Genomic DNA, 16,240 nt, shown 5'->3' on the forward strand with positions numbered 1-16,240 from the left:
AATATTGTTCTAATATAAAATATATATAGGATATAAGATTTAGGAGGAATATGAATGATTGGATTTTCAAATGAAAATGGTAGTATAAATTATTCAGAAGAAGTTTTAGCTAAGATTGTTGGATTATCTACAATGGAATGCTATGGAGTAGTTGGTATGGTTTCAAAAAATGCTAGCGAAGGACTTTGGGAGCTTATGGGTATAGAAAATTTAAGCAAAGGTGTAAAATTACAATTGATAAATGAAAATAAATTACAAATAGAATTGTTTGTAATGGTTGAATACGGAACAAAAATATCTGTTATATCTAATAATATAATTCAAAAGGTACGTTATAGTGTTGAAAATTATACAGGTCTTAAGGTTTCATCTATAACAGTGAATGTGCAAGCGGTTAGAGTTTAGGAGGTTAAACTGAATGGAATATACAAAAATCAATGGCCATGATTTTTATAACATGGTTGTTAATGCTAGTAATAGATTATTAGAACAAAGTGATTTTGTTAATGCACTAAATGTATTCCCAGTTCCTGACGGAGATACTGGAACTAATATGTCGATGACATTTAAAGCAGCAATTAAAGAAATAGAAAATATAAATACTGATTCTATAGGAGAGATATCTAAAAAGTTAGCCAAAGGTGCATTGATGGGTGCTAGAGGTAACTCAGGAGTTATATTATCTCAAATACTTAGAGGGATTTCTAAAGGATTAGAAGGAAAAAAAGAAGTAGATGTTACTGAGTTTGCAATTGGTTTTTTCGAAGGGTCAAAGTCAGCATATAAGGCAGTTATGAGACCAACGGAAGGAACTATACTTTCTGTAATTAGAGCAGCATCAGAGGCGGCAATAGCCTCTGATGCAAAAGATATAGTGAGTTTTATGGAAGAAGTAACAATTAAAGCAAAAGATATGTTAGACAGAACTCCAGAATTGTTACCAGCACTAAAAAAGGCTAAGGTAGTTGATTCAGGTGGTATGGGACTTTATATTATAATTAAAGGCATGTTTGAAGCTTTGAAGGACGGAATTAAAGCGGAAATAAAGGATATAACAATAGGTACACCAGGGAATACTGTAGTTAGCTCTATTGAAGAAATAGATATTAAGTTTGGTTATTGCACCGAATTTATAATTCTTGGAGATGCAAAATATGCAAAAAGCTTCCAAAATGAAATAGAACCTCTGGGAGATTCTATGATTGTTGTTGGATATGATGATGTTATTAAGGTTCATATACATACGAATAATCCTGGATTAGTATTATCAAAGGCAGTAGCTATTGGAGAACTATCAAAAATTAAAATTGATAATATGAGAGAAGAACACAGAGAACTTATAATTAATGCTAAGGATAAAGCATTAAATGGTTATAATATAGAAGAAAATAGTTCTAAAACCCAAGATGAGGATATAGAAGATGAAAAGAAAAAATATGGAATTATAACAGTAGCCATGGGAGATGGAATTTCAAACATATTTAAAGACTTAGGTATAGATTATGTTATTGAAGGTGGTCAAACAATGAATCCATCTACTCAAGATATTTTGGATGCTGTTAACAAGATAAATGCTGATCATATTTTTATTATGCCGAATAATAAAAATATAATTATGTCAGCTAATCAAGCAGCAGAAATATCAGCAAAAGATATACTTGTTGTACCTACAACAACTATTCCTCAAGGAATAGCATGTGCGACTATGTTTAATATTGATTCTGAGGTTGAGGATAATTTTAATAATTTAAAAGTTACCATTGAAGACTTGAAAACTGGTTCGGTAACTTATGCAGTTCGCGATACTGAAATTGATGGAATTGACATTAAAGAAGGAAATATGCTAGGGCTCGTAGAAGGTAAGATAAAAGAAGTTGGCGAAGATAAGAAAATTGTTGCAATGAAAGTCCTAGAGGACATGATAGATGATGAGAGTGAACTCATTACTGTGTATTATGGTGAAGAAGTAACAGATGAGGAAGCTAATGAATTTGAACTCGAGTTACAAGGCAAATATGAAAAGCTAGATGTTCAATTCTATAAGGGAAATCAACCCCTTTACTATTTTTTAATGTCAGTAGAATAAGACAATAATAAACTGTTTCAAAATAAATAGCTTGAACTAAATATTTTGAAATTGTTTATTTATAAAATTTAAATTAATGCACAATGCACAATGAACAATTCACAATTAATGAATTAAATACTATTTTATAAAGATAGTATTTTTAGAAATCTTTAATTGTGCATTGTAAGCTGTACATTGTGCATTAAAGTTTTTAGTTTTAATATGGGTCTAAAGAGGAAAGTGTGTTAGTGGCACTTAAATATAGAATGAATTAGACTATTGAGATAAATGTTTATTAGTTGGAAGGAGGCAGAACGTTGGATATATATAGTAATATTTCTGCTTTAAAAGGAGTAGGTCCAAAAGCTACTGAAAAATTAAATAGATGTGGAATTTTTAATATATTGGATATTTTATTATATTTCCCAAGAGATTATGAATTTGTAGATGGGAATGCACAGTTTGAAAGTATTACTGGAGAAGATAAGCAAATATTAAAATGTGAAGTTGTTAGATTTAGAAGTGACATTAAAACAAAAACTGGTAAAGTGATCACAACAATAGAATTTAATTATGATGGACATACGGTATCTGCTAAGTGGTTTAATCAAAGATATATAAGAAATTCTTTTAGGTTAGGTAGAATATATAATTTAATGGGTAAGTTTAAAAGAATAGGTAATACGTTAGAAGTAGTTAATCCTGTTATTACTTGTGAAGAAGCACTTTGCAGCGAAATCTTACCTAAGTATCCTTTAAAGGGAGACATAAGTAATAAATTATTTGAAAAGCTAACTAATGAGATCTTATCGAATATGGAAGTTAAAGAAAATTTATCTAAGGAAATAGTAGATAAATATTCTTTACTATCTTTAAATGATGCTATAAGAAGCATACATTTCCCAGACAATAAGGAGATACTAGAAAAAGCAAAAATAAGACTAAAGTTTCAAGAATTATTTACATATTCATTAAAATTATTGCTTCTAAAGTATAAGCTTAAAAAAAATACAAACGGAATATTTTTTGAATGGGTAGATGAATTTAGTGATTTTAAAGAAAAATTACCATTCCCACTCACAAACGCGCAAACTAGAGTTGTACGTGAAATTTTAAGAGACCAAAAATCAAATTTTTCTATGAATAGATTAATTCAAGGTGATGTTGGAAGTGGAAAAACCATAGTTGCTCTAATAGCTATTTTTAATGTTATTAAGAATGGATACCAATGTGCTTTTATGGCTCCAACAGAAATTCTTGCAAGTCAACATTTTGAAGAATCTAAAAAGATTTTTGAAGATTTTAATATAGAAATAGAATTATTAACAGGATCAACTACTTTAAAGGAAAAGCAAAGAATCAAAGAGAGAATTAAAACGTTAGAACCTATTTTGGTAATAGGAACTCATGCACTTTTCCAAGATGATGTAGAATTTAGAAAATTAGGACTAATAGTAACTGATGAACAACATAGATTTGGTGTGGAGCAAAGAAGCAGGCTTATAAATAAAGGGAAAAGAGCAGATTGTTTAGTTATGACAGCTACGCCGATTCCTAGAACTTTAGCTTTATACCTTTATTCAGATTTGGATGTATCTATAATTGATGAATTACCTCCAGGTAGAAAGAAAATAGATACTAGATTTTATGTAGAAGCTCAAAGAGATATAGGTTATGATTTGGCGTATAATGAAATAAAAAATGGAAGACAAGTATATATTGTTTGTCCGCTTATCGAAGAAGATGAAAAGGAAGAATTAAGTTCAGTTGAAACTGTATATAATAGACTTACAACTGGAATTTTTAAAGATTTAAAAGTTGAAATTCTTCATGGAAAAATGAAAGGCTCTGAAAAAGATGAAATAATAAAGAGATTTAAAAATAATGATTTTAATGTTTTAATTTCAACTACTGTAATTGAAGTTGGTGTCAATGTTCCTAATGCTTCAGTTATGATCGTTGAAAATGCAGAAAGATTTGGTCTTTCTCAGCTTCATCAATTAAGAGGGCGAGTTGGACGTGGAGCATATTCATCTTATTGCATATTAATAGCAAAAGCTAAAAGCAATACAACTAAAAAGAGGATGCAAATAATGACAGAATGTAGTGATGGTTTTTTAATATCAGAAAAAGATTTGGAACTTAGAGGTGCAGGAGAAATGTTTGGCAGAAAACAAAGTGGAGATGAAGGATTTATACTTGCAAATCTTTATGATGATATAAAAATATTAAGATGTGCTAAACTAGAGGCAAATAATATGTTGCAAAATGAATGTGATTTAAATAGAGAAATAATAAATGAAATCACCAAAAACTTAGAAAAAAGCAGTAAATATATTTGCTTCAATTAAATTGAAATATTATGCATAGTTGTGTTAATATATCATTAGCACATTAGAAAAGAATAACAAGTCAGTATGCTAGTATATTTCGTGTCAAACTATGTTGCCATGTTTGCCTAATAGGCCCACTATAAGACAAACATTACTTCTTGTCTAACGCAAAATATACATGGCATCTTTGACTCGTTATTTTCTATTATATACTTTAAGGAGGAATAAAATTTTGAGGATAATAGCAGGAAAAGCAAGAGGACATAAATTAATACCTCCAGCGACAATGGAAACTAGACCTACATTAGATAGAGTTAAGGAAGCTATGTTTAGCACAATTCAGCCATATATACCAGAGGCGGTGGTTGTAGATGTTTTTTCAGGAACAGGAAGTTTGGGATTGGAATCTGCAAGCAGAGGAGCAAGCGAGGTTTACTTATTTGATAAGAGTTCAGAAACATTTCCATTATTAAAGCAAAATGTTGAAAATCTTAAATTTCAAGATTTTTGTTTTCCAATAAATACTGATGCATATGCAGGCCTTAAACAATTAGCAAGTAAGGGGAAAAGATTTGATATAATATTTATAGATCCACCTTATTGTAAAGAAATGATTCCAGAAGCTATGAAAATAGTTAAGGAATACCAATTGTTAAAGAACGATGGAATAATAGTTACTAAAATAGATAGTATTGAAACAATTTATGAAGGATATGAGGACATAAAGTTAATTAAGAGCAAAAGGTATGGAAATACAACTGTATGTTATTATAAGTATGAGGAGAAATAAACAATGAAAATTGCAGTATATCCAGGAAGCTTTGATCCTATAACTAATGGACATCTTGATATTATAAAACGAGGGGCAAAGGCTTTTGATAAAATTATAGTAGCAGTATTAGTTAATGTGGATAAAAAGTGTCTTTTTGAAGTTGATGAAAGAGTTGAATTAATAAAGAAAGTGACAAGAGATATAGAAAATGTCGAAGTTAGAAGTTTTAATGGGCTTTTAGTAAACTTTCTGAAAGAATGTAATACTAATATAATTTTAAAGGGATTAAGAACGACTTTTGATTTTGAATATGAGTTACAAATGGCATTTATGAATAATGAATTAGATCGCAATATTGAAACTATATGTATGATGTCATCTTCTGAAAATCTACATATAAGTTCGTCAAATGTTAAGCAAGTAGCTAAATTTGGAGGGAATATTGAGAGGCTTGTTCCGAATGAAGTTGTATCGGATATAATATCTAGAATAAATATCTAAGGAGTGTTTTTATGGAAAAGATGGATGTAAATATTATAGAATTATTAGAATATTTACAAGACTTGGTGGAAAATTCATCAAAGGTGCCAATGAGTGGTAAGGTTATGATTGATAAAAAAGAAATTATTGAAGTTATTGATCAAATAATTAATTATATGCCAGATCAATTTAAAAAAGCTGAATGGGTTATGAATGAGAGAGAACGAATATTAAATGAAGCTAAAAAAGAATATGATTCTGTTAGAAAAGATACTATGACAATGATGAAGCAAAATGTTGAAAAACATGATATTGTAAAGGAAGCAAAAATAAGAGCTGAAGAAATTATAAACTCAGCACAACGAGATGCTAAGGCTATAAGACTAGGCTCTAGAGATTATTCTGATGAAATATTAACTCAATTAGATAAAGAAATAGAAGATCAAAAAATAAAATTAATAAAAAGCCTCCAAACTAGTTTTGAATCAGTTGCAAAGAACATAGATACAAGTTTAACTGGTGCATGTGATGTTATAAAAGATAATGTTAAAGAATTACGTAGCATGAAAAAATAATTTAGAAGCCTTATTAAGTATATATAATAAAAATGTTAATAAAAATAGTACCAACATTGGATAAAAATGTGTATATTCACTCATAGAAGAATTTATTCCAAGATTAGATGTGTATATACTTGTAGGTAAAATTTGTAACAATATATAAGTTATAATAAAACTAAATATTCCTTGGATTAGCTTTAAAAAAATATATTTACTATAATGAATTTTAGTATCGCTGACAAAGGAGCTGACTTGTGCAATTACAGCTAGACCTGAAAATGAACATAAGAAGCTTATCATACTTAATTTAAGTGGAAGTGGAAGAGAAAGCGTAGATATTAGACTACATCCATTTGTCATTTCTATACTTCCTAAAAATAAAAAGTATAAAGTCCCAACAGGTAAGCTAAAAAAATTCTCCAATTGTTCAAACATAATATAAAAATAAACATTATTTTTAATTAGAGTTATTAAAACAGAAAAGATTACAATAAAACCACCAATAGATAAGGCGGTGTTTATTCCATTTTGAACTGCATTTTTTATTGCGGAACCAAAATTTATAATTTCATATTTAGGACGAGACAGAGAACTTACTTTGATTGGGGTTCTCTTTTTTTTTGTTATAAATCCTATGAATATGAGTGATGAGTAATTTCCAATAAGCAAAATATAACCTAAAGCTAGATTCCCGAGTAAAGTCCCAGCAACAGAACCGATTAAAAATAATGGACCGACATTAGAAGCTATATTTAAAAGCCTCTCATACTCACTTTTTTCAATATATTCCATAGAATATAAATCAACACAGTACTTTGCACCTAAAGGATATCCACATAAAATGCTGGCTACAATAGGAAAAGAACAATTCTTAGAAAGTCCTAAAGGTTTGCAAATTAAAGGGCCAAGAAATTTGGAATAAAGGGTTATTCCATCATAATATATTAATAAATTACAAATAACTATAAAGGGAAATGTTGTTGGTAATATGGATTTATACCATAATTCACATCCATCAATGGCAGCAGAAATACATTGTTTTATATTTAATATAAAAAGAATTATTAATATGGAAATAAATATGCAAATAATAATATTTTTTTTTATATTAAGTTGCTTAATTAAAATAACAATTAAGCTTATAATTAAAAACCATAAGATAACAACATATAGCATAAAATCACTCCAATCTTTATTTCGTATTCATGATTATGTATATTCTTATGGTTATGTAAAATATTACTATATTATAATAGGACCTTTTAAATAATCTTCCATAGGATGTATTTTTGAATTTAAAAGAGAATATGCCTTAGTACCTAAAATATCAATTTTCATATGGTCACATAAATTATTTTTTGGAACTTTAGTTATCACATTAATATTATCTTTAGATTTTATATTCTTTAGCATATTACGTCCCGTAGAATTAAAACCAAGAACCCTTGCATAAGGCGCAGGCATTTTAGATAAGTTAAATAAATCAAAGTCTTCAAGATTCAAAAAACTTTGAGCAAGTATTCTGTTAATTCTAGTATAAGTATATCTTTTACTCTTAGAATTTAGGATTAATTCATTTAAAGAATTTGAATTTAAAATTTCTTTTAATATTCTGTTTTCTAAGCCCTCTGAAATATCAGGCAATTTTAAAAGAGATTTTTCGTTTGTGAGGAATTTATATTTAATATATTTAAACATATCCTCTTCAAAAGTAAATGGATAACCTGAACAAGATAAATCATATAAAATATCGTAACTAACTTGTGGGAGAACATTAATTAATTCACTTAGTGAATTTTCCCTAAGGTGTTTTCTTATGGAAGTAGCAGAAGAAAAAAGTGAATCTAAATTACTATTGTTGTAAGATGAACCTTCTCTTTTTAATGTTTTAGGTATTATTAAACTATTTAACGTTCTTAAAGCTTTTATGTATTCAATGCCTAAAATATTATTGGAATTAGATAATACATTAAAAACATCATTACAATTTAAATAATCATTAAGAGCATTTGCACGGCTTAAGTGGAAAGGTAAGCCTAAATTCAAATTATTTTTCAAACGACTTTTATATTCATAAGGCTCAGAAACTAGAACTTTCGCTATATCATCTAATGTATCTATATTTCCTTCTTCACTTCCGAAGTATAGATGGTCCACTATACCTAAAGAATTAAGAAGAGATACACTTCCAAAAGCAAAATGTTCTGCAGAAGATATTGAATAAACTAGGGGTAATTCTAAAACCAAATCAACTCCATTTTTAATAGCCATTTCTGCTCTTTTCCACTTATCTACAATTGCAGGTATTCCTCTTTGCATAAAATTTCCACTCATGATACAAACTATACCCTCTGCATTTGTATGGTATTTTGCATTTTGAAGATGATATTCATGCCCTTTGTGAAAAGGATTGTATTCTGTAATTATTCCTGTAATTATTATAATCATCTCCTTTTTAATAAAAATAAAAAATCCAACTTATAAATTATAATTTATAAGTTACATTATTTTCAAGTAACTTGGCACCTAAAGTTAGTATAGCATATATAATATATTTGCAAAGAGAAGTAATTAAAATGCTTACAAAATAATTGTTAAAAAATATACTTTAATGGTATTGCTATATTAAGGAGGAATTTCAGGAATATTCGAAATATTATGAAAACAATAAGTTTTATATGAATGGAGTTTTTGGAAAGAAATTAGCATATATTGTATTTATATTAAGATTATGTGCTTTTAAATTGTTCAGAGTTAAAAATATGTTAGAGTATATTAAAATTTTTGATATATATACATTACTTAAAAGATAGAACATATAGTGATATTTACTAATGAATTAAAAAGTAATTTCATACAAAATACAATTGTTAAAAAAAATACTTTTACTATATTGTTATTTTACAATCCAGTTATCAGACAATTTAGATTATTGCCAATCTAAAGACTTCTATTTTATAGTTAATTTATGTTGAAAAAATCACTGATTTAGGAGTATAGTAGTATTAGAGATAGAATACAGAGGGGAGAAAACATATATGGATCTTATGAAAAAAATATGGACTGATGCACAAGCAAATAAAAAGAAAATTGTTCTTCCAGAAGGTAATGAAGAAAGAACTATTGCAGCAGCAGAAAAAATACACAAATTAGGATTAGCGTATCCAATTTTAGTTGGTAATAAAGAAGAAATAATGAATAAGTCGAAAGATTTGGATGTAGATTTATCAGGAGTTGAAATAATAGATCCAAATGAAGCGGATAACTTAAATAAATATATTACAGCCTTTTACGATCTTAGAAAGAAAAAAGGTATGACAATGGAGAAGGCAGACAAAATAGTGAGGGATCCTCTATATTTTGGAACAATGATGGTTAAGTTAGACGATGCGGATGGAATGGTATCAGGAGCTGTTCATACTACTGGAGACTTATTAAGACCAGGATTACAAATAATAAAGACAGCACCAGGCGTATCTGTTGTTTCAAGCTTTTTTATAATGCAAGTTCCAGGATCAAATTATGGAGAAGAGGGACTATTGCTATTTGGAGACTGTGCAGTTAACCCAAACCCTAATGAGGATCAACTAGCTGCAATTGCAATTGCAACAGCAGAAACAGCTAAAACTTTGTGTAAAATGGAGCCTAAAGTAGCAATGTTATCGTTCTCTACTATGGGAAGTGCTGATAATGAATTAGTAGATAAAGTTAGAAACGCAACACAAAAAGCAAAAGAACTAAGACCTGATTTAGATATAGACGGAGAATTACAGTTAGATGCAGCTATAGTTAAAAAGGTTGCAGATCAAAAAGCACCAAATAGCAAGGTTGCAGGAAGAGCTAATGTTTTGGTATTCCCAGATTTACAAGCAGGTAATATAGGATATAAACTAGTTCAAAGATTTGCTAATGCAGATGCTATTGGACCAGTTTGTCAAGGTTTTGCAAAACCAATAAATGACTTATCAAGAGGATGTAGTTCAGATGATATCGTAAATGTTGTTGCATTAACAGCAGTTCAAGCACAAACTAATAAGTAGTATCTGAATTATAAAGTGAATATTAGTTTCAGATGGAGTTTTATTAATATGAATATAATTTCTTCTTCATCTGAAGCTTACAAGAAGTGATAGTGTAACCGATGTTAGCTATAAGATAATATGTTCTCATAAATTTAAATGAAATAATTAGATTGAAGAATAATAAGGGAGGAAAAATCATGAAAGTATTAGTTATAAATTGTGGAAGCTCTTCATTAAAGTATCAACTTATTGATATGTCTAATGAGGAAGCTTTAGCACAAGGCCTTGTAGAAAGAATTGGAATGGATGGGTCAATCTTAACACAAAAGGTTGAAGGCAAAAATAAATATATTATTGAAACACCTATGAAAGATCATCAAGTTGCAATTGAACTTGTATTAAAAAGCTTAGTTGATGAAACACATGGTGTAATTAAATCAATGGATGAAATATCGTCAGTTGGACATAGAGTTGTTCATGGTGGAGAAAAATATGCAGCTTCAGTAATAATTGATGAAGAAGTTCTTAAAAATCTTCAAGATCTTTCAAAACTTGCACCACTTCACAATCCAGCAAACATAACTGGAATAAAGGCTTGTCAAATGATTATGGCAAATACGCCAATGGTTGCAGTATTTGATACAGCATTTCATCAAACAATGTCTCAAAAAGCATTTATGTATCCAGTACCATATAAATTATATGAAGAAGATCATATAAGAAGATATGGATTCCATGGAACATCACATAAGTATGTAGCTGGTAAAGTTGCTGAATGTATGAACAAGGATATTAAAGATTTAAAGATTATCACTTGTCATATAGGTAATGGAGTAAGTGTTACTGCTGTTCAAGGGGGTAAGTCAGTTGATACAACAATGGGATTCACTCCGTTAGATGGTATAATGATGGGGTCAAGATGTGGAAGCATAGATCCATCAATAGTTACTTATTTGATGACAGAAAAAGGATATTCTGCAACAGAAGTAGATAAGATTTTAAATAAAGAATCAGGATGCTTAGGAATAGCTAATCTTGGAACAGACTTTAGAGATATAAGAAGTGCTGTTGAAGAAAGAAATGATCCTAAAGCAGTACTTGTTATGGACATTTATGGATACCAAATCAAAAAGCAAATTGGTGCTTATGCAGCAGCAATGGGCGGAGTGGACGGAATTGTATTTACTGCAGGACTTGGAGAACATGCTCCAGAAATTAGAATAAGAGTTTTAAATGATATGGAGTTCTTAGGGATAGAAATAGATGTAGAGAAAAATGATAATCAAAATATTGGAGATGGAATGGAAATTTCAAAACCAAATTCAAAAGTAAAAGTATTTGTAATTCCAACTAATGAAGAAGTAATGATTGCTAGAGAAACCTTAGAATTAGTTAAAAAATAACAAGTCAGTATGCTAGTCTAGTTTGTGTTATACTATGTGGGTATGTTTGGCTAATAGATTGCTATAAGCCAAACATACCCACATGTTTGATGTAAAATATACATCAAATATTTGACTTGTTATTTTATTTTATATGTATGAAAAGTAATTTATAATAAATACCTTGACTTTTTGGTACTCAATTTATATAATTAGTTGTGTTTGTTTTATAAATATATGTGCTAAGGAGTGAAAAGGGGAGATTGTTATATAGTTTACAATAAGTTTGTTATATAATATACTCTATAATTTTATGAAAGTACAAATTTTAGATATTATTTCAGGTAAAGATAGAAGCAAAAAGATTGATTACACATTTGAGATGCCACAATTCAGCTTTGAAGGAGATATAATTAAACCTATAGGCTCTTGTGAAGTTGTTGGAGTGATTTCATCAGATAGTGATATGTTGATAGTAAATGCTAAAATTAAAGCTGATTTAGAAATGACATGTTCAAGATGCTTAGATACCTTTATCTATCCAATAGATATTGATATAGAAGAAAGGTTTACAACTAATAGTAAATCACAAGATGATGAAGCTATTGTTGTAATGGATGATGTTTTAGACATCACCGAGATTGTTGAAACTAGTATAATTTCAACTTTCCCGATTCAAAGAGTCTGCAAAGACGACTGTAAGGGACTTTGTCAAGAATGTGGATGTAATTTAAATTACAATAAATGTTCTTGTAATAAAGAAAACGTAGATATACGTTTTGAAGCCCTAAAAGGTTTGTTTGACAATAAGGAGGTGTAAGTATGGGAAATCCAGCAAGAAAATGTTGTAGCGCAAGAACTAAGAAAAGAAGAGCTCAAACTTTTAAAGCTAGTTTACCTGGCATAGTTGAATGTCCACAATGCCACGAAATGAAACTTGCTCATAGAGTATGTAAAAACTGTGGTTTTTACAAAGGTAAGGAAGTTGTAGCTTCTGAAAACTAAAAGAAAGTCTTTATGACTTTCTTTTCTTATATACATAATAATATAAACAATAATTGCCAATATTCAACAAAAACCAACTTTAAATAAATAATTTTAAAAATATGCCTAAATGAAGGAGGGATTATTATATGAAAATAGCTATAGATGGTATGGGTGGAGATAATGCACCTGTAGCTGTAATAGATGGTGCAATTCAAGCGCTAAAAGAATATGATAATATTGAATTATATATTACAGGACCAAAAGAAATTATAAGCTCAGAATTAGCTAAATATACTTATCCTAAAGATAAAGTTACTGTTATTGATGCTAAAGAAGTAATTTTACCAAGTGAACACCCTGTAATGGCACTCCGAAGAAAAAAAGATGCTAGTATAGTTAAGGCGTTGAATTTAGTTAAAGAGGGAACTTGTGATGGAATAATATCTGCCGGGAGTACAGGCGCATTTTTAGCCGGATGTACGCTAATAGTAGGTAGAATTAAGGGCGTAGAAAGACCTGCTCTTGCACCTATAATGCCAGGTAGACGTGGAAATTTTATGATAGTAGATGTTGGAGCTAATGTTGATTGTAAACCAGCATTTTTAGTTCAATTTGCAAAAATGGGGAAAATCTATTATCAAAAGATTTTTAATGTAAAAAATCCAAGTATAGGACTTATAAATATTGGCGAAGAAGAAGAAAAAGGAAATGAACTTGCAAAAGCAACATTTAAACTTTTGAAAGAAGAAAATTCTCTTAATTTTAAAGGCAATGTAGAACCAAGAGAAATACCTACAGGGGACATTAACATCTTAGTAAGTGATGGTTTTGTAGGAAATACAGCTTTAAAAATGTATGAAGGCTCTGCTTCAAGTATCTTAGGGATAATAAAGGATGAAGTACTTAAATCATCAATTATATCTAAATTAGGAATAGTACTATTAAAACCAGTATTAAAAAATATTATGAAAAAGTTTGATTACAAAGAATATGGAGGAGCACCATTTTTAGGTGTTGATGGAATATGCATAAAAGCTCATGGCAGTTCAGATGCAAAAGCATTCAAAAATTCTATTAAGCAAACTAAGATTTTTTACGAGAATGATGTGTTAAAAGATATAAAAAATGAGTTTTTAAACGAAAATTAATTTAAATATTATTAAAACTAATATTGACGATTTAAAAAATATATACTATTATCTAAATGTAGAACTTGGGAGGTGAAAATAATGTTTGAAAAAATCCAAGCAATTATTGCGGATAAGTTAAGCGTCGATGTAGGAAGCGTTGTTATGGAAGCATCATTTATTGAAGATTTAAATGCGGACTCATTAGATATAGTTGAACTTATAATGGCTCTAGAAGATGAACTTGATATGGAAATACCTGACGAAGACGTTGAAAACTTTAAAACAGTTGGAGATGTTGTCAATTACGTAAAAGCTCATCACGAAGAATAAAATAATCCCGCATGATTGCGGGATTTTATATTTTCTTGCAAAATGAAACTTTTCAGATGAAGTTTTATATTTCATCTAAATTTAGTTGACATTATACTCTTGTGGGAAGATGCATAACCACAAAGATCAACTAGTGTACTCTCAAGGGCACCACGTAACCAAGGGGTTACAATGTACCTAGAAAGAAGAAACGAACAATCCAAAGAGCCAAGATGCCTTATAAGGGGTATTAGGTTAGACTAGGTGGTTCTTAAAGCTCCTCTGAAAAAAGGGAGCCCTAGAATAGCTAAAAATCATATTAATTAGTTTATTCTTGAATTTGTTATATTATATATCTGAAATAAAATGTCGTAGCAAGTTGAAGAATAAACTTCAAGGAGTGGAATAAATGAATAGATATACACTTAAAGAAATAGAAGAAAACTTGGGAGTTTGTTTCAATAATCCTACTTTGCTAAAAACAGCACTTACACACAGTTCTTTTGGGAATCAATTTAAAGATGCTGAATATAATGAAAGACTTGAATTTTTAGGAGATTCAGTGTTACAACTTTGTATTACGGAATATCTTTTTAATAATTTTAAGCATAAGAGTGAAGGCGAATTAACGAAAATAAGAAGTTTGATAGTTTGTGAAAATTCTCTTTATGAAATTGCAAAAAAAATAAATCTGGGATCTTATATTAGAATGAGTAAAGGTGAAGAGCTTACAGGTGGAAGAGAAAGAATTTCAATACAAGCGGATGCTGTTGAAGCAGTGCTTGCAGCTGTTTATTTAGATAAGGGTATTGGTTTTGTAAGAGATTTTATATTACTTCATTTTGAAGAAGTGATAAATAAGGCTATAAATAATGAAATAATATTAGATTTTAAGACAAAGCTTCAAGAACTCCTTCAAAAAGATGGAGAGATAGTAATTCAATATGAATTAACAAGATATGAAGGACCACCTCATAGAAGAGAATTTTTTACAAATGTGATTATAGATAAAAAGCTTATGGGTGAAGGCTCAGGCTACAGTAAAAAAGAATCAGAACAAAATGCAGCTAAGCAAGCTTTAGAAATATTGGATAAGACAAATGAGTAAAAATTATTATATAATACCTATATTTGTGCCACATGAAGGATGTCCTCATAACTGTGTGTTTTGTAATCAAGACAGAATAACTGGTGCTGCAGACGATGTTACATCACAAACTGTAAGGAGTACAATAAATTATTATTTAGAAACAATACAAAATAAGAGTGCAACTATTGAGGTTTCATTCTTTGGTGGAACATTTACAGGTATAAGAGAAGAAAAACAAAAAGAACTCTTAGAAGTAGCTAAAGAGTTCAAAGATAAAAAGCATATAGATAAAATAAGGCTTTCAACAAGACCAGATTATATTAATGATTATATATTAACTTATCTTAAAGAGTATGGAGTTGATATAATAGAACTTGGAGTTCAATCGCTTGATGAAGATGTACTAAAAAAAGCTGGAAGAGGACATAGTGCGCAAGATGTTATAAATTCATCTAGACTAATTAAAGAATATGAATTTGTTTTAGGACATCAAATAATGCCAGGACTTCCAGGAGATACATTTGAGAAGGATATAAATACAACTAAAGCATCACTGGAGATGAAACCAGATATTTGCAGAATATACCCATCTTTAGTTATAAGAGATACACCTATGGAAAAAATGTATAAATGTAATGAGTATGTTCCATATTCTTTAGAAGAAGCAGTGGATATAAGTAAAGTTATGTATGAGATGTATAGAAAAAATAATGTTAATGTAATAAGAATAGGACTTCAACCAACAGAAAGTATAAATGAAGGCGGAGATATTATAGCTGGACCATTTCATCCCTCTTTTAGGGAATTAGTTGAAGGAAGCTTATTAGTTGATATAATTTTAGAAAATATGCATGACGAAAAAGAAGCATTAATTCTTATTAATCCTAAAGACTTAAGTAAGCTTTATGCTAATAAAAAAGTATATTTTAATAAAATTAAAGAAAATAATAAGCGTGTTGTAGTAGAACAAAATGATAAAATTGAAAGAGGGCATATAAAGCTCTGTCTAAAAGATGAAAAATTAGATATAATATATTAGCGAGAGGTTTCCTCTCGCTTTTAATATTATAATTAAGTGTTGTATTGATATTTGTTAATCTTTACTAT

The 16,240-nt window shown here is 29.2% G+C and carries 16 protein-coding genes; 14 read left to right on the top strand and 2 right to left on the bottom strand.

Annotation, left to right across the window (positions count from 1 at the left end):
* Positions 1-54 precede the first annotated feature (54 nt).
* The 6 genes from DIC82_09940 to DIC82_09965 all read left to right on the top strand — a co-directional run bounded on the left by DIC82_09940 (position 55) and on the right by DIC82_09965 (position 6,228).
* Positions 55-405, top strand: a complete 351-nt coding sequence (locus DIC82_09940; protein AWK51327.1) for an Asp23/Gls24 family envelope stress response protein — start codon at positions 55-57, stop codon at positions 403-405.
* Positions 406-418: 13 nt separating this feature from the next.
* Positions 419-2,086, top strand: coding sequence for a dihydroxyacetone kinase (locus DIC82_09945; GenBank protein ID AWK51328.1), 1,668 nt, complete (start codon positions 419-421; stop codon positions 2,084-2,086).
* 299 nt (positions 2,087-2,385) lie between these two features.
* The gene (locus DIC82_09950) at positions 2,386-4,419 is read left to right on the top strand and encodes a DNA helicase RecG (protein ID AWK51329.1); all 2,034 of its coding nucleotides are present in this window, start codon (positions 2,386-2,388) and stop codon (positions 4,417-4,419) included.
* A 214-nt stretch (positions 4,420-4,633) separates the two neighbouring features.
* Positions 4,634-5,191 carry a 16S rRNA (guanine(966)-N(2))-methyltransferase RsmD gene (gene rsmD, locus DIC82_09955; GenBank protein ID AWK51330.1) on the top strand — a complete coding sequence of 186 codons (558 nt, stop codon included), beginning with the start codon at positions 4,634-4,636 and terminating at the stop codon, positions 5,189-5,191.
* A gap of 3 nt (positions 5,192-5,194) precedes the next feature.
* Positions 5,195-5,674: a pantetheine-phosphate adenylyltransferase gene (locus tag DIC82_09960; protein AWK51331.1), complete on the top strand. Its 480-nt coding sequence runs from the start codon at positions 5,195-5,197 to the stop codon at positions 5,672-5,674.
* Between the two features lie 11 nt (positions 5,675-5,685).
* Positions 5,686-6,228 (top strand): ATPase, encoded by a 543-nt coding sequence (locus tag DIC82_09965; GenBank protein AWK51332.1) that lies wholly within the window; start codon positions 5,686-5,688, stop codon positions 6,226-6,228.
* On the opposite strand, the gene ylbJ is transcribed toward DIC82_09965, so the two are convergent.
* Positions 6,208-7,389: a sporulation integral membrane protein YlbJ gene (ylbJ, locus tag DIC82_09970; GenBank protein ID AWK51333.1), complete on the bottom strand. Its 1,182-nt coding sequence runs from the start codon at positions 7,387-7,389 to the stop codon at positions 6,208-6,210. The two genes, DIC82_09965 and ylbJ, sit on opposite strands and share 21 nt — an antisense overlap.
* Before the next feature lie 66 nt (positions 7,390-7,455).
* Positions 7,456-8,661 carry a nucleotidyltransferase gene (locus DIC82_09975; GenBank protein ID AWK51334.1) on the bottom strand — a complete coding sequence of 402 codons (1,206 nt, stop codon included), beginning with the start codon at positions 8,659-8,661 and terminating at the stop codon, positions 7,456-7,458.
* A 590-nt stretch (positions 8,662-9,251) separates the two neighbouring features.
* Between DIC82_09975 and DIC82_09980 the strand changes: the two genes are divergently transcribed.
* The 8 genes from DIC82_09980 (at position 9,252) to DIC82_10015 (ending at position 16,172) form a co-directional block, all read left to right on the top strand.
* Positions 9,252-10,253: a phosphate acetyltransferase gene (locus DIC82_09980; GenBank protein ID AWK51335.1), complete on the top strand. Its 1,002-nt coding sequence runs from the start codon at positions 9,252-9,254 to the stop codon at positions 10,251-10,253.
* A 179-nt stretch (positions 10,254-10,432) separates the two neighbouring features.
* Positions 10,433-11,638: an acetate kinase gene (locus DIC82_09985; GenBank protein ID AWK51336.1), complete on the top strand. Its 1,206-nt coding sequence runs from the start codon at positions 10,433-10,435 to the stop codon at positions 11,636-11,638.
* Between the two features lie 292 nt (positions 11,639-11,930).
* On the top strand, positions 11,931-12,437 hold the full coding sequence (locus tag DIC82_09990) for a metal-binding protein (protein ID AWK53064.1): 507 nt from the start codon (positions 11,931-11,933) through the stop codon (positions 12,435-12,437).
* A 2-nt stretch (positions 12,438-12,439) separates the two neighbouring features.
* Positions 12,440-12,622, top strand: a complete 183-nt coding sequence (locus DIC82_09995) for a 50S ribosomal protein L32 (protein AWK51337.1) — start codon at positions 12,440-12,442, stop codon at positions 12,620-12,622.
* A gap of 128 nt (positions 12,623-12,750) precedes the next feature.
* A complete protein-coding gene (locus DIC82_10000; protein AWK51338.1) occupies positions 12,751-13,752 on the top strand; it encodes a phosphate acyltransferase PlsX in 1,002 nt (333 codons plus the stop codon).
* An 81-nt stretch (positions 13,753-13,833) separates the two neighbouring features.
* On the top strand, positions 13,834-14,064 hold the full coding sequence (gene acpP, locus DIC82_10005) for an acyl carrier protein (GenBank protein ID AWK51339.1): 231 nt from the start codon (positions 13,834-13,836) through the stop codon (positions 14,062-14,064).
* 388 nt (positions 14,065-14,452) lie between these two features.
* Entirely contained in the window at positions 14,453-15,151 is a 699-nt protein-coding gene (locus tag DIC82_10010; protein AWK51340.1) for a ribonuclease III, read from the top strand.
* Positions 15,144-16,172, top strand: a complete 1,029-nt coding sequence (locus DIC82_10015) for a radical SAM protein (GenBank protein AWK51341.1) — start codon at positions 15,144-15,146, stop codon at positions 16,170-16,172. The genes DIC82_10010 and DIC82_10015 overlap by 8 nt, the downstream gene beginning before the upstream one ends.
* Positions 16,173-16,240: the final 68 nt, after the last annotated feature.

Source organism: Clostridium beijerinckii (assembly GCA_003129525.1).
GTDB lineage: Bacteria > Bacillota > Clostridia > Clostridiales > Clostridiaceae > Clostridium > Clostridium beijerinckii_D.